The sequence below is a fragment of the Enteroscipio rubneri genome (assembly GCF_002899715.1).
GTDB lineage: Bacteria > Actinomycetota > Coriobacteriia > Coriobacteriales > Eggerthellaceae > Enteroscipio > Enteroscipio rubneri.
This window is the reverse complement of sequence record NZ_PPEK01000001.1, coordinates 408,531-431,899: the sequence shown is the minus strand read 5'-3', so window position 1 is coordinate 431,899 and position 23,369 is coordinate 408,531. Positions and strand designations below refer to the sequence as shown.

Annotated in this window: 19 protein-coding genes; 1 reads left to right on the top strand and 18 read right to left on the bottom strand. The window is 62.4% G+C overall.

The window, feature by feature from the left end:
• Nucleotides 1-42: 42 nt before the first annotated feature.
• The gene (locus tag C2L71_RS01820; RefSeq protein WP_103264066.1) at nt 43-579 is read right to left on the bottom strand and encodes an NYN domain-containing protein; all 537 of its coding nucleotides are present in this window, start codon (nt 577-579) and stop codon (nt 43-45) included.
• A gap of 9 nt (nt 580-588) precedes the next feature.
• Complete coding sequence (gene rlmB / locus C2L71_RS01815) at nt 589-1,335, bottom strand: 23S rRNA (guanosine(2251)-2'-O)-methyltransferase RlmB (RefSeq protein ID WP_103264065.1); 747 nt, start codon at nt 1,333-1,335, stop codon at nt 589-591.
• A 487-nt stretch (nt 1,336-1,822) separates the two neighbouring features.
• On the opposite strand from rlmB, the gene C2L71_RS01805 reads away from it, so the two are divergent.
• Nucleotides 1,823-3,334, top strand: coding sequence for a DEAD/DEAH box helicase (locus tag C2L71_RS01805; protein ID WP_103264063.1), 1,512 nt, complete (start codon nt 1,823-1,825; stop codon nt 3,332-3,334).
• Between the two features lie 151 nt (nt 3,335-3,485).
• Here C2L71_RS01805 and fdhD read toward each other — a convergent pair whose 3' ends face one another.
• The 16 genes from fdhD to C2L71_RS01725 form a co-directional block, all read right to left on the bottom strand.
• Complete coding sequence (fdhD, locus tag C2L71_RS01800) at nt 3,486-4,262, bottom strand: formate dehydrogenase accessory sulfurtransferase FdhD (protein WP_103264062.1); 777 nt, start codon at nt 4,260-4,262, stop codon at nt 3,486-3,488.
• Nucleotides 4,263-4,372: 110 nt separating this feature from the next.
• On the bottom strand, nt 4,373-4,984 hold the full coding sequence (locus C2L71_RS01795; protein WP_103264061.1) for a 4Fe-4S dicluster domain-containing protein: 612 nt from the start codon (nt 4,982-4,984) through the stop codon (nt 4,373-4,375).
• A 14-nt stretch (nt 4,985-4,998) separates the two neighbouring features.
• Nucleotides 4,999-7,734, bottom strand: a complete 2,736-nt coding sequence (locus C2L71_RS01790) for a molybdopterin-dependent oxidoreductase (RefSeq protein WP_103264060.1) — start codon at nt 7,732-7,734, stop codon at nt 4,999-5,001.
• Between the two features lie 254 nt (nt 7,735-7,988).
• The gene (locus tag C2L71_RS01785; RefSeq protein WP_103264059.1) at nt 7,989-8,912 is read right to left on the bottom strand and encodes a slipin family protein; all 924 of its coding nucleotides are present in this window, start codon (nt 8,910-8,912) and stop codon (nt 7,989-7,991) included.
• 27 nt (nt 8,913-8,939) lie between these two features.
• Nucleotides 8,940-9,377 (bottom strand): GntR family transcriptional regulator, encoded by a 438-nt coding sequence (locus C2L71_RS01780; RefSeq protein WP_239926218.1) that lies wholly within the window; start codon nt 9,375-9,377, stop codon nt 8,940-8,942.
• A gap of 48 nt (nt 9,378-9,425) precedes the next feature.
• On the bottom strand, nt 9,426-10,376 hold the full coding sequence (gene nrfD / locus C2L71_RS01775) for an NrfD/PsrC family molybdoenzyme membrane anchor subunit (RefSeq protein ID WP_239926217.1): 951 nt from the start codon (nt 10,374-10,376) through the stop codon (nt 9,426-9,428).
• A gap of 396 nt (nt 10,377-10,772) precedes the next feature.
• Nucleotides 10,773-11,996 carry a helix-turn-helix domain-containing protein gene (locus C2L71_RS01770; RefSeq protein WP_103264057.1) on the bottom strand — a complete coding sequence of 408 codons (1,224 nt, stop codon included), beginning with the start codon at nt 11,994-11,996 and terminating at the stop codon, nt 10,773-10,775.
• A gap of 183 nt (nt 11,997-12,179) precedes the next feature.
• Nucleotides 12,180-13,832, bottom strand: coding sequence for an ABC1 kinase family protein (locus tag C2L71_RS01765; protein WP_103264056.1), 1,653 nt, complete (start codon nt 13,830-13,832; stop codon nt 12,180-12,182).
• Between the two features lie 30 nt (nt 13,833-13,862).
• Entirely contained in the window at nt 13,863-14,261 is a 399-nt protein-coding gene (locus tag C2L71_RS01760; RefSeq protein ID WP_103264055.1) for a phasin family protein, read from the bottom strand.
• A gap of 718 nt (nt 14,262-14,979) precedes the next feature.
• Nucleotides 14,980-15,627, bottom strand: a complete 648-nt coding sequence (locus tag C2L71_RS01755; protein ID WP_103264054.1) for an HAD family hydrolase — start codon at nt 15,625-15,627, stop codon at nt 14,980-14,982.
• Nucleotides 15,628-15,669: 42 nt separating this feature from the next.
• On the bottom strand, nt 15,670-17,430 hold the full coding sequence (locus C2L71_RS01750) for a proline--tRNA ligase (RefSeq protein WP_103264053.1): 1,761 nt from the start codon (nt 17,428-17,430) through the stop codon (nt 15,670-15,672).
• A complete protein-coding gene (ispG, locus tag C2L71_RS01745; protein ID WP_103264052.1) occupies nt 17,427-18,485 on the bottom strand; it encodes a flavodoxin-dependent (E)-4-hydroxy-3-methylbut-2-enyl-diphosphate synthase in 1,059 nt (352 codons plus the stop codon). The genes C2L71_RS01750 and ispG overlap by 4 nt, the downstream gene beginning before the upstream one ends.
• A gap of 222 nt (nt 18,486-18,707) precedes the next feature.
• Entirely contained in the window at nt 18,708-19,817 is a 1,110-nt protein-coding gene (locus tag C2L71_RS01740) for a site-2 protease family protein (protein ID WP_103264051.1), read from the bottom strand.
• A 226-nt stretch (nt 19,818-20,043) separates the two neighbouring features.
• A complete protein-coding gene (gene dxr / locus C2L71_RS01735) occupies nt 20,044-21,333 on the bottom strand; it encodes a 1-deoxy-D-xylulose-5-phosphate reductoisomerase (RefSeq protein ID WP_103264050.1) in 1,290 nt (429 codons plus the stop codon).
• 78 nt (nt 21,334-21,411) lie between these two features.
• On the bottom strand, nt 21,412-22,284 hold the full coding sequence (locus C2L71_RS01730) for a phosphatidate cytidylyltransferase (protein WP_103264247.1): 873 nt from the start codon (nt 22,282-22,284) through the stop codon (nt 21,412-21,414).
• Nucleotides 22,285-22,401: 117 nt separating this feature from the next.
• Nucleotides 22,402-23,181: an isoprenyl transferase gene (locus tag C2L71_RS01725; protein WP_103264246.1), complete on the bottom strand. Its 780-nt coding sequence runs from the start codon at nt 23,179-23,181 to the stop codon at nt 22,402-22,404.
• Between the last annotated feature and the right edge of the window lie 188 nt (nt 23,182-23,369).

The window sequence follows — 23,369 nt, the reverse complement described above, 5'->3', positions numbered from 1 at the left end:
CGAAACCGGCACGGGACCGCAACCCGCTCGTGGCCCGACCGGCTACGCCTCGTCGCGCAGCGCCTTCAGCTTGGCGAGCGTGTCCGCGTCGATGCGAGCGGCTACGGTGTTCTTCTCGGCCACCTTGGGCGTCTCGTCGAGACGCGCCTCCTCGTAGAGCATGGACACCTCGTGCGAGAACCCGTCCGCGCTCATGCGATCGACGCCGCCGCCGAACACGGTGTCCTGGACGGTGGCGTCGCTCGTGACGACGAGCGTCTCCACCTGGCGCTCACGTGCGTCGTGGGCGAGCTTCTCGATCACCTTGTCGGCCGACTGGCCGGACGGGCTGAACATGATGCGCACGCCGCCCACGCTCTCGGCCTCGCCGGTAGAGAATTCGTTGCGGCCGCCGTCGAACACAATGATGGCGCGCCAGTCGCGCCCCGCGTATCCGATCACGTCGTTGACGAGCGCCTCGCGGGCGGTATTGAACGAGTCGTCGGTGTAATCGGGTCCTGCTATGTCGCGATAGCGGCTGCCCGAGCGCAGCACGTTGTACCCGTCTACGATCAACAGCTTTTTTCGTTGCTTCGCCACGAGTTCAACCTACGAATTTTGCCGCAGCCACTCGTACATGCACGCCGTGGAGGCCTGGGCGACGTTGAGCGAGGCCACCTCGCCCTCCTGGGGCAGCTTCACCAGAAAGTCGCAGCTCTCCTTCACCACGCGGGACAGGCCTTCGGCCTCGTTGCCCATAACGAGCGCGATTTTACCTTTGAGGTTCGCCTGCCAGATGATGTCGTCGGCCTGCTCGCTCGCCCCGGCTATCCAAAAGCCGCGCTCCTTGAGGCGCGCCATGACCTGGATGAGGTTCGGCACGCGCGCGACCGGCATGTGCGCGATGGCGCCGGCAGAACTCTTGTACGTCGAAGCCTCCACGCGCGCGCTGCGCTTATTGGGAATGACCAGGCCGCAGGCGCCCACGGACTCGGCGCTGCGCGCGATGGCCCCCAGGTTGCCGGCGTCGGTGAGGTGATCGAGGATGACGACGAGCGCCCGACCGCCGTGCTCGTCGGCGTAGGATGCGGCCGCGCGCTCGATTTCGGTAATGTCCACATAGACGTAGGGCTTCGTCTCCGCCATAACGCCTTGGTGGCTACCGCGATCCGACACCTCGTCGAGCAGCTTGCGGGGCACGGTTTTTACCGGCACGTCGAAGCGCTTCGCCTTGCGCAGGATGTCCTCCACCAGGCTATCGCGCTTTGCATTGTCCGCCAGCAATACGCACTTGATGGGCACCTGCGTGCGCAGCGCTTCAATGATGGGGCGCTTGCCCTCTATGTAGTCTGCCATGTTGTCCTCGTGATTCGGCGGCCGCCGCACCGTGAGGGGGGGCGAGCCGGCAATGGTTTCGTCGTCGGGGTCATTATGGCAGATGCCGCGCTCGTCGGATGACGACGGCGCCCATCTTCAGCGATTCGCCATGCACGATGCGTGCGGTCAGGCCGGACGGCGAACGAGAACCGGACGAGAGCAATACTCGCACGATGTTCGCGATGTGCATGGGCCGCCCATGCGCATCGCGAACATCGCCGCAGTTGTGGAGTTTCGCGCACAAGCTGCGCCCTTTCGAGCGTTCTAGGCGACGCGGCCTCCGCCAACCTTCATACTGGATAACCGCTTCACGCGAAATTCTTTCTCGTTTCTCTTATGCGCGCCTATGACGCTTACGGATGGCAGAAAGCGGCTCGAGTCAAGCGCAAGCACGCCGCAGGAGCGGGTGCAACCACGAGGCATGCCGCAGAGGGCGGATGCCCGTCGAAGAGAAACGGAAACGAATATGACCGCATTCGCCGACCTCGGCTTGTCCAAAGACGCGCTTCTTGCCGTCGAGAAGCTGGGATACGACCAGCCCACCCCCGTGCAGGAGCAGTCCATCCCCCTGGTCTTGGAGGGCCGCGACCTCATCGCCGCCGCCAGCACCGGCACCGGCAAGACCGCTGCGTTCTTGCTGCCCACGCTGAGCACGCTGCCTCGCGTGCGCGGCCGCAACCGCGCTCCGCGCGTATTGGTGGTCAGCCCCACCCGCGAGCTTGCCCAGCAGATCGCCCGTACGGCCATGCAGATCTCCCGCAAGACCGGCCACTTTGTGACCACCGTGTTCGGCGGTACGCCCTACGGTCCGCAGATCAAGGAGATCCGCGGCGGCACCGATGTGCTCATCGCCACGCCCGGACGCTTGAACGACCTCATGGATCGCGGCGTTATCGATCTGGGCAGCGTGGAAACGCTCGTGCTGGACGAGGCCGACCGCATGCTTGACATGGGCTTTCTTCCCGATGTCACCACCATCGTAAACGCCACGCCGGAATGCCGCCAGACGCTGCTGTTCTCCGCCACCATCGACCGCTCCATCGAGAAGAACCTCGGTTCGCTGCTGCGCGACCCCGCCGTGGTGGAGATTGCGCACAAGGGCGAAACGGCCAAGACGGTCGAACAGTTCGTGATGCCCGTCTTGAACCACAAGAAGCCCGAGCTTCTGCAAGCCGTACTTGAAGAGAAGGGCTCGGAGCGTATCATTGTTTTCGCCCGCACCAAGTTCCGCACCGAGGAATGCGCAGAGACCTTGTGCCGTGCCGGCTACAAGGCCGAGTCCATCCACTCCGACAAGTCGCAGGGACAGCGCCGTCGTGCGCTCGAGAACTTCCGTCGCGGCAAGACGTCGGTGCTCGTGGCCACCGACGTGCTGGCGCGCGGCATCGACGTGCCGGAAGTCGACCACGTGATCAACTTCGATCTGCCCGACATGCCCGAGGACTACGTGCACCGCATCGGCCGTACGGGCCGTGCGGGCGAGCAGGGCTATGCCATTTCGTTCGTCACGCGCGAGTCGACGCGCACGCTCAAGGACATCGAGCGGCTCATCGGCAAGGACATACCATTCATGGATCTGGAGAACTACAAGCTGGACGCGTCGGTGCTGCAGAAGCCCAAAAAGGGTGGCAAGGGCGGCTACAAGGGCTCGAAGCCGAAGTACGGGAAGGGGCCGCGGAGCGACTCTGCGCGCGCCGGGCATACGGCTTCCGCCGGCAAGAGCACGGACAAGCGCTCGCAGGACAACCGACCCGGCCGCGGCAGCCGCGCCGAGGGACGTCGCTTCGAGAACGACAAGCGCGAGGGCGGTCGCAGCCGCAACGCTGAAAGCGCTAAGCTGCGCCTCGAGAGAAAGGGCGCCCAGCGCTCCAGCGCCCCCCGCAGCAAGAGCAACGGCGCGCAGCAGAAGAGCGTCGACGCCGGCAAGAAGACCGTTCGCCAAGGTGAGGGCTACGACTACAGCCGCTTTACCAAGTAAGCACAGGGCCGGCCGGTCCAACATGATCGAACAAACGACCCCGCACTTCACGAGGAGTGCGGGGTCGTTTACACTCCGCCGCATCGGAACTGCGACCGGGCTCGCTTTGCCGGGCCGGGCAGCTGCGAGGATCGCTCGAAGCCTACCCCGCTCAGAAAGCGATGCGCTCGGAATGGGAGTATACGTTGAACGAGCCGTTTTTGCCGAACCCGATGAGCGTAAGTCCGCCGCGCTCAGCGAGGGCTATGGAGAGGTCGGTCGGCGCGCCCGGTGACACGACGACCGGGCAGCCGAGCCGCACCGCTTTGACCACGATCTCCCGAGGAATGCGCCCGGAGAACAGCAGCACCTTATCCACCACATCCATCCGGTTAAGCAGGCACCATCCTGCCAATTTGTCAAAGGCGCTATGCCGCCCGATGTCCTCGAACCAGGCGATGATGCCGCGCTCGTCGGTGAGCACGGCGCTGTGGACGCCGCCCGTGCGCCGGAACAGCAGTGAGCGATCCTCCAACAGCTCGATGCGCCGGTTGACCTCAACAGGCGTTACCGTCATCGCCAATGCACGCCCTTGCCGTTCTGCAGGCTTCTCCGCTATGGCCCGATCGGGCGCGCCGAGCGAGCCTTGCGAGAGACGCACCGAAGCGACGCCAGCATCAATGTCAACCGCAACGCCGAGCACCTCTTCGGCGCCGTCGATCGTGCCGTCCGCGAACAGACCTCCCACCACCAGTTCCTTTATATCCCAAGGCGAGCACGTCGTCTCATGATGAAAAACGCCGTCCACCTGCACAGACAGGTAAGCTTCCTGAATAACGGCGTCGGAGCGGTCAATGAAACGACCGGTGCCTCCGTCGAACCTGCGAACCTGCATCTGCACGCATGCAGCCGCCTTCGAACCCGGCTCCACAACAGATGTGCACAGCATGGCGCGCCTCCTTCAACGAACGGGTTCGCTTCCCCACCGCAGAACGAGCAGCGAAGCACAATCTAGATGACGGCGGCCCGGGAGGCGGGCCGCCGTCGGGAGGGGGAAGTCTACTCGTTCACCTTGGCCGGCAGGTACCACACCGACGGGTTCGTACCCTCGTCAGGAAGCAGCTGAAAGCCATCTTCCGCTTCGGCCTGCTTGCGTAGCTCGTCCAAATCGCCGAACACGCGAGCCCCCGCCGGACAAGCAGCCACGCACGCTTGCGGCTCACCGTTGCCGGCATCAATACGCTCGACACAGAATGTGCACTTGTCGACAGTGCCCTGGGGCATCGAGGGGTACACCACCTGCTCGTACTCGTTGAGGTCGGATCCGAAGTAACCGTCCGCACTCTCGATGTAGTAGCGCGAGCCGTAGGGGCAGGCCGCGACGCAAGCCTTGCAGCCGATGCACTTCTCCTTATCGATGACCACAATGCCATCGTCGCGCTTGTACGTAGCGCCTTCCACCGCACACGCCTCGATGCACGGCGTGGTTTCGCAATGGTTGCAAAGCATGGGAACCGCCGTTTTGCGCACGTTGGGATACGTCCCCTCGAACTCGCGCTTCACATGCGAGCGCGTCACCGCAGGAGGAGTGCCGTGCGCCTCCTTGCACGCCACGGCGCATGCATGGCAGCCGATGCACTTCTTCAAGTTAATGAGCATTCCATAAGCCATAATTCACTCCCTCCTTACGCGATCTTCTCGATTTTGGCACGGATGAGCTGATCGAACGCAGAACAAACATGGTCAAGCCGCTCCGCCGTCGTTCCTGGAATCAAGCTCACGAGATTGACTCCCTTCCCTTGGGCGATAGTCATGGACTTGGACTTGCAATCCCAGGTGCCCACAACAGACGAGACGCACTCGGGGTGGATACCCTCGGTCACCACAAGCTTGCCCTCCACCTGATAGCCAGCTGTACTGGTGAGCCTCACCTCGTCGCCGCTCGCAAGGCCCTTGGCCGCAGCGGTGGCGGTATTCATCTCGATGCAGTAGGTGGCACCGTCGCCCTCGTTCACCTCATTGAGCCACGCGTTTTCGACGCTCCAGCTGTCGGTGTTCGAGGCGTTGGTGTAGTACACGGGAAAAACGTCGTAAGCTGGGTCGTCGGCATAGAAATCCACACCTGGCCTCCATTCAGGAAGCGGGATGTAGTCCTCCGTCTCCCAGGGAATGCCGAGTTCGGCAACCTTCGCCTCGACTTTATCCTTGGCCTCCAACATGAAGTCCCAGTAAAACGGTATACGGCCCGGAGTCTCCGAATCCCAAATATAGACCTCGTCAACAGCGCGGTCGCGGGTGTACACGCCGTGCTCGCGGAACCAATCGATGCCGTGTTCCTCATCAATGTAGGACTTGAAGATGCTGTCGATGAGCTTCTCGGGGTCGAGTTTCTGGTCCAAGGGCAGCGCATACTCCTCTTTCAGTCGATACATCCCGTTGAGCGTGCCGATGAACGCAGCATTGGACTCAGCACCGGCGCGATAGCACATCTCGCCGAAAATATCCATGTAACCAGGAGCGTCGTCTTTGGCTGGAACCACGGGCTGCCAGAATTCGATACCCCATGGCACATCAAGGCCGCCCGGCTGACGGTGGTTGAGCCACCATTGAGGCAGCACGTCATAACGCTCGAGATAGCACGCCTCCGGCAGCATGATGTCCGTGAACAGAGACATATCGTTGAGGTAGATATCGCAGCCAACGACGAAGTCCATCTTTTTGAAGACCTCGGCCTGTTCATCGGCGTTGCCCCACCATTTGATGGGGTTGCATGCGTACCAGAAGAGGTTCTTGATGGGCGTCGTGTGATAGCGATCGGGATCGCTCTGACAGACATGGACGAAATGGCCATCCTCGGACAAGGGCTGGAGCTCCATCAAGCCCATGGTCGTCGGCGTGTAATCGTTGTTGCGAATATGATCATAGAACGAAGACCGCGTTGCCGGATAGAAGCTCGTGCCCTCGATGAACCCATCTTCAGCCCAGATGCTCGGCGCGAACCCCGCCGTGGGGTTGCCCTCTTTCCAACCATGGTTGGCCGGCGCGTAGCCGAGGTGGCCGCCGACGGAGTTAGAGGATCCAACCAATACGTTAAGCATCAAGCAACTCCAGGTGCTTAAAATGGCATGTTTGTGACGGGAGATGCCGGAGAAGATATCGACGGCGGCGGGGCGGTGACGGAACGTCTTGCCATCGAGCTCGATCGTGTCGCCGCTTCTCGCAGCGTTGCCGAACTCCTCCGCTATCTGGCGCAGCGTTGCGGCGGGAACGGTGGTGATCTCCTCGGCCCATTCGGGCGTCATATCCTTGATATGCTCTTCGTACACGCTGAAGGCTGTGCGGCACGACACGCCGTCCACTTCGAAGTCCCCTTCGAGAACAGGCTTTTCACACTCGTCGTAAGGCTTTGCGGCGTTGGCCGCCTCATCCCAGAATAGCGCCTTGTTAGTATCCTTGGCGCGCAGGATGCGCTGAGTGGCAGGGTCGACCAATGCGGGAGCATTGGTGCGCTCGATTAGATAGTCGCGATCGATGAGGCCCTTTTCCACCAAGACGTTTGCCATGGCCAAGGCTGCAGCGGCATCCGAGCCGGGACGCACGGGAACCCATAGATCCGCCTTTTCGGCGCCGGCGCTCATGTGCGGATCGAAGCTTACCAAGCGCAGGCCCTCTTCCGAGCGCAGCTTGGCGAAGCGCTCTGCCGTCATATTGAAGCCGTGACGCGTCGCCGTCCCCGCCTGGGTGCCGAACTGGATCAGATAGCGGCAATACTGGTAGTCGGGCATGGCGTTTCCAGTCGCGGTAAACATGTTCTCGACCACATGGATGCCCGCCCCGCAAATATCCGAGAGGAACCCTTCGGAGGCCCCATAAGAGCATCCCATAGCCATGCCTCGCCAGGTGCTGCCGTTGAGGCTGGCGACCATTGAACTGCCGCCTATCGACTTCGGATCCGCTGCCGCAGCCTCTTTAAACTTTCCATCGATTTCGGTCCAGGCATCGTCCCAGCTGATCTCTTCCCAGCCCGGATCCTCGTCGAAGCCCTTCTTAGGATTGGTGCGCTTCATGGGCTTCGTGATTCGGTTGGGATCGTAGAGCGTCATGATGCCCGCAGCACCTTTGGCGCAGATATGCCCTCGACCGATGGGGCTATCGGGATTGCCCTTCAACTCCACCACCACGCCGTCGATCACATGAGCCAAGATGCTGCATGCATTGAAGCACATGTTGCAGACTGTGGGAATCCAGTCGCCCGCTTCTGGGTCGTAGGCGATCTGGCCTATGCCCGAAGCCTGCTCTTCCTCCTTCGATCCGCTGGGCGCGCATCCTGCAATGCTTCCAGCCAGGCCTGCGCCTATCGCGGCAGCTCCCGCCCCTGCCACGAAGCCTCTGCGTGTGATCGTTGTGCCGTCTGCGCTCATAGTGCTACCCCCTTTGCACTCGTCCGGCATCCGACGATATGCGGATGCCCCTCCGACACCGCACTAGTGTCTACTGTCAAGGTACACTATGGTAGTATAACAGTCAATCACTTCGATTGTTCTAACTTGAGCATGAAGAATGAGCACGCGATTCGCGCAAACCCTTGTTGCGTGGGAGGGAAACGATGTGCTCGGCCATTCGTCAGCCGGCGTGCGAAGCGCCACAGCCCGCGTGCTTGAACCGCGGCAATACATTACTTCAAAAAGCCCTCGATATTGTTAAACGCCTCGCCGAATGCACTCGGAGCTATCACAAGGCCGCCCTTCTCCTTCACGCTCTCGTAGATGAGATTCATCGTACGCAACTGCAGCGCCTTGTCGTTTCGATCATATACGGCCGCCGCATCCACGAACATCTCCGATATGTCCTTCTCTATTTCGGCCAACAGCAGACGAGCGTTGCGCTCGCGCTCAGCTTGAGCTTCTTTGGACAAGGCATCCTGCAAATCCTTCGGGATGGCAATATCGCGAATCTCCACGGACACCACGGTGATGCCCCATGATCGCGTCTTTTCGTCGAGTATCTCCTTGATCTCGTTGTCCAGCTGCTCGCGCCGTGTGGCTACCTCGGCCAGGTTGATGCGCCCAACGGCGTCGCGCAGCGCCGTTTGCGCGGCCCACCATACGGCGGATGCGTAATCCTCCACTTCCACGCAGGCGTCCTTGGGATTCCACACCAGCCAGAACAACACGGAGTCGATATCGAGCGGCACGAGGTCTGCCGTCAGCGCCTCCTCAGCCGAAAACGGCGTGGTGACCATGCGCTGATCCACATGCGAAGCCGCATGTTCGATAACCGGAATAACGAAGTAAGGCCCCGGGCCTGCGACACGGTGAAACCTGCCCAAGCGAAGGATGACGACGCGTTCCCACTGGGGCGCGATGCGGACGCTGAAGGCAACCAGGGCGCCGATAGCCAATGCGGCTATCACCAACCCCGAGGAGAGCACACTCCATCCTATCGCCAGCATGGTCCCAGCAACGATAAGAAACAGGGCCGCAGCGAACACGTACACGCTGTTGCGCGATGTCCTGCGCCCGGCCGACGCGGCTACGCTCTTGGGCGCGACCGCCTGATCGACCTGCTTCTGGCCCTCCCGCTTCGTTTTGCTGCGCACGGCAGCTCCCCTCGTCCTTCGACTGTCCTACGTCCGAGCATCGGCTCCCAGCAGCAGTATCTGCTCGCTCACCAGATCGTGAATGTCCTCCGACGTCATACCCCGAGCAAGCGCCTGCTGCACGAAGTCCGCCGCCAATGCCTCGACGTCCCCATCGACCGCTGAGAGCTCCACGCTCTTGAGATCCGACACGTATGTGCCACGTCCACGCTTCGTAAGTATGTACCCGTCACGCTCGAGGTCCTGATACACTTTGTTGATAGTGTTGTAATTCACGCCCAGGCGCACGGACAGTTCGCGTACCGAGGGCAGCCGCTCGCCACGCTCGTACTTCCCGGAGGCGATGAGGAACACGAGCCGCTTGCGGATCTGAATCCACAGGGGCACGCCGCTCTTCTCGTCCACCTGGAACGCTCCCATAGCGTCGGCCGCAACTTCTCTTTTTTCCAGTGATTGCTTTATCATAGTGATTGTCATAGTATCACATATCGCAATGACAGAAGTGCCTGAACACTACATCCAGTAGACGAGGGCGCTCATGTCTACGAGGCAGAGTCTCTGCGCGGCGAAAAGAAGGGCGAACCGAAGGCAGAGTCCGCCCACAAGAGTGCATGCCGCCCCCATCGCAAGCATCGGAGTCGAGGACGTACCTGCGACGATAATGTCCACCGAAAGCGGAACGACGAGTCCAGCGAGCACCACACCGAACCAGAAGAACAGCGAACATGAACCCGAAACGAGCTCGAAGACCGATCGGATCTGTGCGTCGCCCGCTTCCCAGGCGCATCCGATAAAAAGCGCGAGAACGATCGCTTCCACAGCCACCAGCGCGGCGTCGAGTTTGACCAAACTGCCTAGCCCGTCAGACACGTCATCGCGCGCCGAGCGGACGAATCCGATCGTGATAAGAACGGCGGCTCCCGTAGCCAGCGCCGAAGCGACGAAAAGCACGGGGATGAGCGGCGTGTTCAAAAACGGCACTGTCGGGTACAGAGACAGAAATATGCCAGCGTACACTATGACGAACGCCGAAAGCAGGGCGGAGATCACGCTGAGTGCAGCCTCGGCGGTTCTGATCACCTTGCCTCCGTCCACCGCACCAGCAAAAAGCGCCGCCACCGCCGTCAGGCAGAACAGCGCGATAGACCACGCACCAGCCGATAGCAGGCTGCCTGTGGGTGCAAGAAACACCTGGAAGGCCAACTGCGGCGACCCCAGATCGAGCATCAGGAACACCGCACTGATCGCCACGAGCACGGGACCGGCAAGCAGACCCGCATCGGTGATGGCGCTTGCCCGGCTCAGCCATGAGCCACTACGGAACCGAAGCAGAAGATCAACCGTCGCCCCGATAGCATAGGCGCCGCCGCCCGCCCCGGCCAGGAACAGGTACCAGGCAATGTAGGAACTCACCATACCGCGCACCCCCCAGTCGCACGCCCGATGCAGGCCATTGTACGCCATTCGAGCACCGCGCGCCCAACCTGCTATCCGGTAGGCCCTCGACCGCTTCCTTTATGCTCGGGTACAAAGGACCTCTGCTGCAAGCAAGTCCGCGAAATCGGGTCAGCGAAGCAGGGCCGCATGCTTTAGCCGACTAAAGCGCGATCGGACCCACTGCCAAAAAACAGGCCGGTTTGGCACAAATCGCCTGCGACAGTCCGAGACAGCAGCTGCCATCGAGAGAACTGACAGCTGTTTCCCCAGGTCACGAAAAAACTTAGCATCCAAAGCCCGCCGACGCTGGTGGAAACCGTGCCAAACCGGCCTGTTTTTTGGCAACGCACCCACAGAAAGGGAACTGGTGAGAGTTGTCTCGCATTGCACCAGGCACGCCATGGAGCGGAACGCAGTCGACCGCTACTTCGCCTCGACGTCGATGGGAGCGTCTTTCTCGGCCGCCTTCTCGCGCTTGCGGTCGCGCCACCAGCGCGAAAGGCTGTGCACGAGCCATTCAACCAGCGGAATGGTGAGGAACGCCACCCAAGCCGGGTGCGGGGCGTTCTCCACGAACGCCATCCAGCAGAACCAGGCCACCACCAGGATGGGATACGCTCCCGATACGAGCGGCGCAATGCGCTTGCGACCGATCGCATGGCCCACCATGTAGTACAACGGTATGGTGAGGAACAGGAAGAGCCCCATCGCCCATGCGCCGTTCAGGATGCCCAGCAAGAGATACACGACAATCACCACGAGCGGATACGGGAACTTCACCCATTCCTTCTCGAACGCACGCAGGTAATGCTTGCGCACGGGAATGGATGCGCCCACCTCGGGGCCGAACTTCGCTCTCGCCTCTTCGAGCGTGTCGAAACGCTCGCCGTTCACCGTGTAGCCGCACGGCTCGTTCCAGCGCTCCTCGTGGATATGGCCGTGACCGTAGCGCTCGTGCGCGTCGCGCCAGCTGTCGAAGCGCTCGCCGTTGACCACCACGCCGTCGCCGTCGATGACCACCTGGCTGCCCTCGTCGTCCTCGAGTGTGCACCGGCTGCCGGGCTTGCCATCCGCGTCGCCCTCGGCACCGTCCTCCTCGCGAGCGCCGTCTGCGCTCGCGCCGGCACCCTCCTTCACATGGATACCGTTCCACCCGACGTGGACCTCGTCGCCCTTCTTCGAATCCTTCACGTGCACGCCGTCGCGCCATGACACGTGCACGTAGTCGTCGCCATCGAGCACGTGGATGCCGCCCAAGCCGATGCGCACCTTCTGCGCTTTGCCGTCCATCGTGGCTGCATCCTCCGCACCGTCGGAAGCTTCCGGCACGGCGGCCGACGACGCGGGAGGGGACGTCGCGTTGCCCGAAGCGGGAGCTCCCGCTTCGGTCTCCCGGCCGGCAGCGCGGTCCGCGGCCTCGAACGCCATGTCGTCGCGCATCTCGTCGTCCACATACAACAGGTCGTCAAGCGACACTCCATACAGCTGCGCGAGCGCGATAAGATTGTCTGTGTCGGGAGACGATTCGGAGCGCTCCCACTTTGACACGGCTTGCCGCGACACTCCCAACCGTTCGGCCAGCGCCTCCTGGGATAGCCCTGCTTGCTTGCGGCGCGCCGATAGGCGCTGTGCGATCTCGACGTTCATGGTGCGAGCCCTTTCTCGTTCCGTTCATCATAGCCTACCCCAAAGACTACGGTTGCGAGAAACGAGCCGCGACCGCTTTCAGTTGGAATTTTCGGCAACTTTTGGTTGCGACGGATCGATCACAAGCATTTTCATATATCTGACCTGCTGTTATACCGAACTAAGCAGAACCGAGCTCGGATGCTATTTCCGTCGGTAGATATCCACAACCACCCATATGGACAGCACGGCGGCACCCAGATAGCCGAAGAACGCAAGGATAGGCACGCCAAGCAGGCGCGGCTCCATGGTCGACAACGAGAGCATGCTCGAGCCAATGAACAGACCGGCGATGATGATGCCCATTGTCAAACGGTTCATGATCATCCCGAGGCGCGACAACGGAGCGTCGGAACCGATCACTTCCATGTTCATTTTCAACTGACCGCGGGAGAGCATCTTGAGCGACTCGCCCGAATATTGGGCTGCCTCGAACGCGCCTTTCGATGACGAGCGCAGTGCAAGCGCAAGCTCCTCCATCGCCTCAACCAGCTTGTCCTGGGAGCTTTTCGAGTGACGGATATGCGCGTTGATGATGGACACGACATTTTCGTTGGGGATGAAGGGCGCGATGGTGCCCTCGAGGGTAACAATGCCGCGCGACACGCTCGTGATGGATGAAGGAAGCGTGACTTTGCTCGCACGCGTAAGCGTGAGCACATCGCTCAGAAACTGGCCGACATCAATGTCGGCGACGTCGCACGACCCGTAGTCTTTGAGCAGTAGATCCAGATCGGCTAAGAACCGCGGGTGGTCGATCGCACCGTTGTCGCGCGCGATAGCGAAAGACATAAGCGCGTCTTTGAGCTCTTTGGCGTTCTCCATGCCAACGGCCTGGATGATGTTTCCGAACCCCGCTCGGTCGCGAGGGGAGAGCCTGCCCATGATGCCGAGATCGATGTAGACGATCTTGCCGTTTCGGATCAGGAGATTCCCCGGGTGCGGGTCGGCATGGAAGAACCCGTGGTCGAGAATCTGGGTGGCGTAGTTGTCGAGGATCTTCGTGCCGATTTCCTCCAGATCGTAGCCGGCGGCGCGCAGACGATCGGCGGCGACGATAGGAATGCCATCGATGTACTCCATGACAAGCACGTACTCGCTGCACAGCTCCGGATAGACCTTGGGGCAGTCGATAAAGGCAACCTGTCCGTTGTTCTGGGCGAACTCCTGCAGGTTGGCCGCCTCGCGCGCGAAATCGGTCTCCTCGAGAAACGTCGCCCACAGCTCCTCCACCACATCGCGCATGTCGAGCATCTGCTCGTCCTTCATGTAGCGCGACGCGAGGCGCGCCACCATGCGCATGATGTCGATATCCTGCGCCATGGTCGCCTTGACGCCAGGGCGCTGTATCTTCACAGCCACTGTCTCGCCACTCGCGAGGCGCGCCTTGTGCACTTGCGCAAGCGAAGCGCTGCCAAGCGGCGTCGGATCGATGTACGAAAACAGCTCGTTGCGCGCATCGCCGTAAATGTCGTCGATGGCGGCCAGTATCTGGTCGAACGGAAGCGGATCGCATTCCATCTGAAGCTTCGCCAGCTCGTCGCAGTACGCCTTCGGCAGTATCTCGGAGCGCGTCGAAAGCGTCTGCCCGATCTTGACGAAGCTCGGGCCCAAGTCCTCCAGCATGGCGCGGAACTCCTCGGGCGTGAAGCCTTTGAGAAAGCGATGTTTCTGAAGGATGGAGTATATCTCCTTCAGCCGGCGCGTCCTCGTTCTGCGATTGAGGTGGAACCGATCCTCGGGATCGATATCCGCGCCGGAGCTGAAGAAGTATTTGAGCAGCGTGTTCTCCCCCATGAATGCCTGCTCTGCGTACGGCGCTAAACGCTATGCGCCAGTCGTCTGGGAATCGGCTGCGCTCGTCGGCGCTGCGGAGGAGCCATCGCCTTCGCCTGTGACCACGGGAGACGCATCGCCCACCTCGGCCTGCTCAGCCTGTTCTACATCCGTCTTCTTGGCAAGCTCGGCCGCCTTCGCCGCGAATTCGGCACGCTGCTCGGGCGTGAGCGTCGCCATGAACGCCTCGAGCGCGTTTTCGCGTGCCGTACCGAAGGCGTCCTCCGCCTTGTGCTTGAGCTCGCTATTGATCTCTTTTCCCTGATCGACCGTCAGCTCGCCTTTCGCAACGAGCTGATCCACCAGTTCCTTGGTCTTCTCGCCGGTAATGGCCATCGCTCCAATGCCGGCCAAGAAGATATTCTTGAAACCATCTCCGAAATTCGCCATGAGAGCCTCCTTTTGCCGAAGATAGCCGTCCGCGCTGCAGCCGGCCCTGGAACCATGATGCACTAAATCGGCGCAAAGGGCAATGCGCGCGGCATGATGTGGGCGAAAGAGAGACGACCCATGACCGGCTCGTCACAAAGCGCGGCAGCTCTTCCGTTTCAGAGCATTCGCAACCTGCGCTTCACCTGGCGCTGAAGCAGGAACTCGCGACTGCACGCGAAATGATGCCGATACTGGCTCGCGGCATGCCGACCGCTCTCCGCTACACGTTGCGGGTGGGGTGTTTTCCGACATCGGAGCGATAGAGCTCCCTGAGCAAACGGGCAACTTCGGAATCGTTCGATGCGGCTCGCGGAGAAGGCTGGGGCTCTTTCCTTGCTTGTGCCTTTTCTGGTATGCCGAGCTGTTCGAACATGGCGCTCGCTTCCTCGTCTGAGAGTCGACTGGAATCCAACACGGCGATCAACCTTCCGTTCAAGTGCGCTGAAGCGTGCGGATGCCATCATCCGCAGCAGCTGCGCGATTCTTGCTGGTGCTGCGTACGTAGTCCCTTACCGACCCTACTTTAAAAGACGAGCAGGCTGTTTCTCCTGAAGACCATGCAGCCGAGGCGTCATTTCCCGACGAACGGACACGAGCGTCGAAGCCCATCGATCGAGCGGCAGGAGCAGAGCGGCGAACGGAAACCACTCACGAGCACTTGAAGCCGTGCAGTAGGCTAGTGCACCAGCGCGGGGATTTCGGCGATATCCGCGCACATGAAGACGGGACGCTCGGCGTGCAATGCCGCAGGCGAGAACATGCCCCAAAGCGCTGCAGCCGTCGGACATCCCGCTCCGTTGCCCGCCTGCATATCAAAGGGACTGTCGCCCACGTAGAGGCACTCTTGCGGCGCACGCCCAAGGAGCTCGCAGCCATGCAGCACGGGACCGGGAGCGGGCTTGTACTCAGGCCAATCGTCTGGACTCACGACAAATTCGAAATACCCAGCCAAATCGAAGCGCTCAAGCGCCTGCATAGCGGCCTCGTGCCGCTTCGACGTGACCACCCCAAGCGGCACGCCCGCTTCTTTCAGGCGCCCGAGCGCAGGCGCGGTGCCGGGAAATATCTTGATGAGGTCATCGTGCACACGTGCGTTATGAGCGCGGTAGGACGCCATGAGCTCGTCATGCACAGCCTGGTCGGTGGTAAAATCCCACATCTGCACGACAAGGGGCTGACCTACCTTGCACATGAGCTCCTGATCGGGGATGACCTCATCCAGCACCGTCTTCGTCGCATGTCGGAACGAAGCCAAGATCAGATCGTAGGTGTCAACGAGCGTCCCATCCAAATCGAACAGGACAGCGTTGATGTCGCGCTGCACGAGGTTCTCTCCCCTTTCACCAGGTACCGGCTTGATGTCTTCCTATTCGAACAGCTGGCCGAACAGGCTCAGCTCGTTGCCCCAGGTTTTCGCGTTGCGCAGCGTGAAAGCGAGGCCGTCCCGCAGCGCGACGAGATCGATGTCGCGTCGAGCGCCGGTGCTGCGGCGCTTGATTTCCACCTTGCCCTCGGACAAGCTGCGCTTGCCGACGATCACCTGCAACGGCCAGCCGATCAGATCGGCGTCGGCGAACTTCACGCCCGCGCGCTCTTTGCGATCGTCGATGACCACTTCCAGACCCAGTTTCGACAGCTCCGCCGCCAGCTTCTCCGCAGCCGGATGCACGAAGTCGTCCCCTACGACGAGCGGCACGACGCACACGTGCGCCGGCGCGACGGGCAGCGGCCAGGAAATGCCGTTCTCGTCGTTGTGCTGTTCGACGATGGCAGCCATCGAACGCGAGATGCCCACACCGTAGCAGCCCATAAGGAACGGTCGCTCCTCGCCGTCCTCATCCATGAACGTGGCACCCATCGCGCGCGAGTACTTGTCGCCAAGTTGGAACACCTGCGAGACCTCGATACCACGAGCGCCTTCGAGCGGCAGCCCGCACTCCGGACAGCTGTCGCCCGGCTGGACGGTGCAGAGATCCGCCCACTCATCCACATCGAAATCCTCGCCCAGACGGGCGCCTACATAGTGGAATCCCTCCTCGTTGGCTCCGACCACCCACTTGGGAACCGCCTGCAAGCTGCGCGCAGCGATCACGCGAGCCTCCTGCGGCAGGCCCACGGGTCCCATCGAGCCCTTATGCAGCCCGAAGGCCTCCATGTCCTCATCCGTGAGCAGCTCGAAACCACCGGCTGCGCGAGCGGCTTTCAGCTCGTTGAGGTCGTGGTCGCCAGGAACGAACATGACGACGAGCTGGCCTTCGGCGTTCTTTCCGGACAGCGCTTTGACGGTGGACGACTCGGGAATGTCGAGGAATGCAGCCAGCTCGGCTATGGTGTGCACGTCAGGCGTGGCGATCTTCTCCATCTTCGACACATCGTAGACGGTCGGGCGCGCTAGGCAGTCGCCAGCCTCGGCATTGGCCGCATAGCCGCACGCGCAGTGCACAAGCTCCGCCTCGCCCGCTTCGGCGAGCGCCATGTACTCGCAGGTCACGCTGCCGCCAATCTGGCCCGAATCGGCTTCGACCGGACGGAAGTCAAGGCCCATGCGCTTGCAGATACGCTCGTAGGCGGCGCTCATGTCGTCGTAGGTCTTCTGGAGCGACTCCTGGTCGGCATGGAAGCTGTAGGCGTCCTTCATGATGAACTCGCGGCTGCGCAGAAGACCGAAGCGCGGGCGAATCTCGTCTCGGAACTTCACCTGAATCTGGTAGAGCGCAAGCGGCAGCTCCTTGTAAGAGCGCAGCTCGTTGCGCATCGTAGCGGTGAGCAGCTCCTCATGGGTGGGCCCGAGGCAGAATTCGTGGCCATGGCGATCGGCAAGGCGCATAAGCTCGGGCCCGTAGTCGTTCCAGCGACCCGACTCGTACCAAAGCTCCGCCGGCTGAAGCGCCGGCATCATGATCTCCTGCGCGCCGATGGCGTCCATCTCCTCGCGAACGATATTTTCCACCTTGGCGAGGACCCGTTTGCCGAGCGGCAGAAAGGTGTACACCCCCGACGCCGTCTTGCGGATCATGCCAGCGCGCAAAAGCAGACGGTGACTGGCAATCTCGGCATCGGCAGGATCCTCCTTGAGCGTGGGCACGTACAGCTCGCTCATGCGCATGATATTGGTCGCGTTCGTCATAGCCTTCCTATCTCCTCCATCAAAGCGTCCGCAATGGCGGTCTCCCCCACCTTGCGAACGACGGTTCCCTGCACAAACACCACGCCCGAACCCGCACCGCAAGCCACGCCTATATCGGCGTCGGCAGCCTCACCCGGGCCGTTAACCACACACCCCATCACCGCCACTTTGAGCGGCTTGTCGAGATGCGCGATGCGATCTTCCACCTCCCGGGCCAACCCGATGAGATCCACCTGGCAACGCCCGCACGTCGGACAGCTAACCAGTTCGGGGGCTCGTCGACGCAGGTCGAGCGACGCAAGCAGCGTCCAGCACGCGCGAATCTCCTGCACGGGATCGTCCGTGAGCGAGATGCGCAGCGTGTCGCCGATACCCTCCTCAAGCAGAATCCCAAGGCCGCAGGCGCTCTTGATGGCCCCCTGGAAGGCCGTGCCCGCCTCCGTGACGCCGATGTGCAAAGGCACGTGCGGCAGCTCCTCGGCGAGTAGGCGGTAGGTGCGCACCGTGGTCATGACGTCGTGCGCCTTCGCGCTCACGACAAGATCGCGGAAGCCTTCGTCCTCGCAGAAGCGCACGTAGTCGGCGGCCGACCGCGCCAGCTTCTGCGGTAGCGTCAGATCGTCGCGCGCGGCAAGCGCCCCATCGAGCGATCCGGCGTTCACGCCAATACGGATCGGAATGCCCGCCTCGCCCGCCGCATCGAGCACGGCGCGCGTCTTGTCGAGGCCTCCGATATTGCCGGGGTTAATACGCAGTTTCGCGGCCCCGCGGCGAGCAGCCTCCACGGCGATGTGCGCGTCGAAGTGGATATCGGCCACCACGGGCAAGGGCGACGCGGAACAGACCTGGGCGAAGACGTCGATATCACGCCGGTGCGGAATGGCCATGCGCACGATCTCGCAGCCTGCAGCGGCAAGCTCCTCAATCTGCGCGAGATTGGCAGCCGCATCGTCAGCGGGCGCATTGAGCATGGACTGCACGACAACAGGCGCGCCGCCTCCCAGCGGCACATCGCCCACCATGACCCGGCGAGTATGTTCGTTTGGCTTGCCCATTGCGGCTCCCCGTTCGGTTCGTCTGACATGCACTCGAAGCGCATGCCGGACTATTGTACCGCCGAAACGGCCCGCACCGAACTCTGTTCACGAAGTCTGCCCCAAAAACGTCCGAACGCGAGCTCGGGCAGAAGCGCGTCCGAACGGCGGCGCGGCGGAACGGCCCGCAGCGAACCTGCCGTCAGCTCGCCTAGAATGCAGCGGCTGCGGAATGCCGAAGCTTTACCAGTTGCCGAACACGAACCTTTGGATGTCCTGGTTGACCATGACGAGAAAGAAGCCGAGGAACAGCACCATGCCCGCCGCCGACAGATAGTTCAGCGCCCTCATGGACACCATCTTGCGCGACAGCTTCTGGAACACCTCGATGACGAAGCGCCCGCCGTCAAGCGGCGGGATGGGCAACAGATTCATGATGCCGAGCGACACCGAGATCATTGCTGTGAACAGTAGAAAGCTCTCGAAACCGAGCATGGCCGCATCCTTCGACATCACGGCGATGCCCACGATGGACGCTGAATTCGACACCGTCTCGGCCGCCGTGGCAGGATTGAACAGCCCCGCCACCGCCTGCACGACCATGCCAATGTACATGAAGCCCATCTCGACGGAACGCACAGGATCCAAAGCCATATGGGCAATCTCGCCCGTCTCCGGGTTCTGCACGTCGAAGCCAAGCACCGAGTACAGCACCACGAACACTAGGATGGCGAACAGAAGGTTCACGCCCACGCCCGCCACGAGAATGACCGAGCGCTTCCAGAACGGCAAGCTGCGGTACTGCTGCTTGTACTCGCTCTCGAACAGGGCATGCGGATCCGCTACGGAACGCGCCTGACCGAGCGCGTATGGTTCGGGCAAGGGCTCGCCCGCATCCTGCGCGGCCTTGATCTGCCTTCTGCTTGGCTGGAATGCTGGAGCCCGATACGTGTTGAACTGATCTTTCTTCGTGGGTCCTGTCGCGCTTCCCCACTCGACCAGCTCTTCGAGAGCCTCGTACGCCTCATCATCGGTGATGCCGCAGTCACGCGCTACGTCCTCCATATTCGCGGTGCCGCGTCGGTGCAGGGATGCGAGCGCCGCCTCGAGGTGCGGACTCATCTCGCCGGGCTCCATGCCGCACACCTTCGCATACCCGCCCAACAGAATGGGCGTCACGCCGAATTTGGTTCCCCACTTTGTGAAGCCGATGGACGGGCCGGGCAAACCGAGCATGAACTCGGTCACGCGCACGCCGAACGCACGCGACGCCAGGTAGTGGCCGCCCTCGTGGATGAACACGAGGAAGCCGAGCACCGCCGTAGCGCAGAGAATCATCAAAACGATATCCATATACTCGTATCCTTTCGAATGCGAGGAAAACATGTCCCGCACGCGTTCGCAGCGCGCATGGCGCCATTATACGGAAGGCCGTCAGGCGCGAACCGGCGTTCGGGAAAAACCTACAAGTGGGAGACGAAACCGCCACACTGAATCGTTGCGCCAAGGCCCCGCAGCCAAAGGGCGCGCTCCACAACGAAGGGCAGACGCGCCGACATACGCCCGGAGCCAACGCGCCTCAATGATCGGCAATCCAAGCGCGGGCGCATGAACGGGCCCAACCGTCGATCTGTTCAAGCTGGTCGAGGCTCTCCACGCGCTGAACGCCCTCGCGCTCATGCGCCTCCATGACGGCCTCCACGCATGCCGCGATACCCAGATAGCTGCCCTCTTCGGCAAGAAACGCCGCAACGGCAACCTCGTTTGCGGCGTTCATGACGCACGGCAGCGTCCCGCCTTCCGCACCCGCATGGCGTGCAAGCGCCAGACAGCGGAACGTATCCTCGTCCGGTGCAGCGAACTCGAGCGAACCGAGCGCACGGAAATCGAGGGGCGCAACCGGCGCGTCCCAACGCTCGGGGTAGCTGAGCGCATACTGGATGGGAATGCGCATATCGGTTGTGCCCAGGTGCGCTTTCACGCTGCCATCGGCGAACTCCACCATGGAGTGGATAGCGCTCTGCGGCTGCACGACCACAGTGATCTTGTCATAGGGCATGGCGAACAGATGGTGTGCCTCGATGACCTCGAGTCCCTTGTTCATCAACGTCGAGGAATCAATGGATATCTTCGCCCCCATGTTCCATGTCGGGTGTGCAAGCGCTTGGGCCGGCGTGATGTCCCGAAGATCGTCGCGTGTGCGCCCGCGGAACGGACCGCCGGAAGCGGTCACCCACAGGCGGCTCGCCTCCCGCGCATCTTCGCCGATCAGGCACTGGTAGATGGCCCCGTGCTCCGAATCAATAGGCATGAGGGCGCCGGCCGGGCCGGCATCGGGAGCAAAGCCAACCGCACGGCGCTGCGCATCGACCTGGGCGGCCAACGGCATGATGAGGTCGCCGCCCACCACGAGCGACTCCTTGTTCGCCAGCGCGAGCACCTTGCCCGCCGCGAGCGTCTCGTAGCTGGCACGGAGGCCGGCGGCGCCCACGAGCGCGTTCACCACGATGTCGGCCTCGGGGAGGCGCACGAGTCCGACCACCGCGTCGGCACCGAACCCGAGCGACCCCTCCCCGCCCGCGTTGCGACGCGCCACAGCCTGGGCCAGCGACGACGGCGCATCCGCAACCGGTGCCGCGCCGCTGCGCGCCTGCGCCAACAGGTCGTCGGCAATCGGCTCGCCCGCCAGGCGCGTATCGCCCACCGCGAGGTGGCGCACACCGAACGCCCGCGCCTGCGCCAACAGGTCGTCGGCCCGCGCGTTCACGGCGAGTCCCACCACCTTCAGCTTGTCGGAATGGCGGCGCGCCACGTCGAGCGTCTGCGTGCCGATGGAACCCGTGGAGCCCAACACAACGATGCGCCTCATGCGCGCCTCCTACATATACACACGTTCAACAAGTCGTCCTTACGTCGACGAGGACAGCCGCAGCAGCATCACATTCCGTCAGACCAGCGGAACCGGATACGGTATGCAGCCGAAGCCGAGCAGCAAGATGGCCGAGGTGACGGCCACCAAAAACAGCGAGTCGCAACGATCGAGCAGCCCGCCGTGACCCGGCATGATGGTGCCGGAGTCCTTGAAGCCCGAGTTGCGCTTGATGCGGCTTTCGGCCAAATCGCCGAGCACGCCCATAAGCCCGCTGATCAAACCGAACAGCAGCGCCTGCGGAATGGACATCGTCACGCCCGGGATGAGGGTCATCAGGCACCAGAACGCCGCCGACCCGACGAGCCCGGCGATGAAGCCCTCCCAGCTCTTCTTCGGACTCGTGCGCGGCGCCAGCTTATGCTTGCCGAACTTGCTGCCCACGAGATACGCGAACGAATCGTTCGCCCATACGCTGAAGAAGATGCCGAGCGCCAGCACCCCGCCCCACGGCTGGGGCAGCGCCGTGCGAACAACGACAAGGCCCGACAGCAGCATGCCGCAGTACGCGGCGCCGAAGAAGCTCACGCCCACGTCGGGGACGCGTGCCCGCATCCAGAACACGTACCACATGATGAGCGCCAGCAGCAGCGCGAGGCTCACGTACAGTGCGCCGTCCAGCCCTAAGAGGAACACGCTGAGCGGATACAGCATGGCCGCGATGATGCCGAGCATCTCGTTGGGCAGCTTCGCGTCGGACCGCAGCATGTAGTAGAACTCACCGGCCGTGATGCCGGCCGTAACCACGAGGAACGCCACCGTAGTCCAATCGCTGACAAGAATGCACAGCACCGACAGGGCAACGTACACGAAGCCCGTGCGAAAGCGCACCTGCAAGTCGGTGGCGTTCTTCAGCTTCTTAGGCGTTTTCTCGTAGGCGAAATCCTTGATGCGCCCCGTGCGCTTGGGATCATCGCCCGCAGCGGGATCCTCGACCGGCGCAGAGCGGGACCCTTCACCGCCGACCTGCGGCCTTCGCTTGGGATGACGTGAGGGCCGCTGAGCCACTTACTTCACCGCCCCGAACCGGCGGTCGCGCCCCTGGAACTCCAAGAGCGCTCGCAGGAGCTCGTAGCGGTCGAAGTCGGGCCACAGCACGTCGGTGCACACGAACTCGGAATAGGCGATCTGCCACAGCAGGAAGTTCGACACGCGCATCTCACCGCTCGTGCGGATGAGCAGGTCGGGGTCGGGAATGTCCGCGGTGTACAGGTGGCGGGCGAACGACTCCTCGGTCAGCTCCTCGGGCGCGCGGCCGGCACGCACCGCGGCATGGGCCTCGTCCATGAGCGAGCGCATGGCGTCCAGCATCTCCACGCGGCCGCCGTAGTTCACGGCCACCACGAGCGTCATGCCGTCGTTGTCCTTCGTCTTCTCCCATGCCTTCGCGAACGCGTCGCGCGTCTTCTTCGGCAGCTCGTCGGTGCGCCCGATGGTCATCACGCGCACGTGCTCCTCGTGCAGGCCGTCCACCTCGGCGAGCATCGTGGTGGCAAACAGGTTCATGAGGCCGATGACCTCGTCTTGGGGCCGCTTCCAGTTCTCGGACGAGAACGAGTAGATGGTCAGGTAGCGCACGCCCACGTCGGACGCGCACCGGATGGTCTCGCGCACCGCTTCAATGCCGGCCTTGTGGCCGAACAGGCGGTTCTTGCCGCGCTCTTTGGCCCAGCGACCGTTGCCATCCATGATGACGGCTACGTGCTCGGGCACCGCCGCAGGGTCGAGCCGCGTCGGATCAAGGCCGGCGGGAGGGTTCGGGAATATGTAGTCGAGCGGCTTGTTCAAGGAAGCACTGCTTTCAGGTCGCACGTCGAGCACCCAGGTTGATCTTGCAGTTGCAGGTCGGCGCAGTAAGTCAGCGAGAAGCGCCGCGGTGCCCCAGATCGCGGCGAAGGCGATGGCGAAGCGTACTTCGGTACGCGAGCTATCGCCTTCGCCGCGAGATGGGAAGCCCCGACGCTTCGCAGCGTCGA